The organism is Pseudonocardia sp. D17 (assembly GCF_036984265.1).
GTDB lineage: Bacteria > Actinomycetota > Actinomycetes > Mycobacteriales > Pseudonocardiaceae > Pseudonocardia > Pseudonocardia benzenivorans.
Map to the genome: position 1 here is coordinate 1 of NZ_BPRG01000211.1, position 206 is coordinate 206.

Annotated in this window: 1 protein-coding gene; it reads left to right on the forward strand. The window is 65.0% G+C overall.

Annotation, left to right across the window (positions count from 1 at the left end; all coding sequences use genetic code 11):
* Positions 1–206 (forward strand): cbb3-type cytochrome c oxidase subunit I (locus PSD17_RS28045; RefSeq protein ID WP_339125288.1); only part of this gene is annotated, 206 nt, incomplete at both ends.

Here is a 206-nt window from a genome sequence, read left to right on the forward strand (position 1 = left end):
AAGGTGCACTTCTGGCTGACGTTCGTCGGGTTCCACACGACGTTCCTGGTGCAGCACTGGCTGGGCAACGAGGGCATGCCGCGCCGCTACGCGGACTACCTGCCGACCGACGGGTTCACCACGCTGAACACGGTCTCCTCGATCGGCGCGTTCGTCCTGGGGGCCTCGACGCTGCCGTTCATCTGGAACGTGTTCCGTTCCTACCG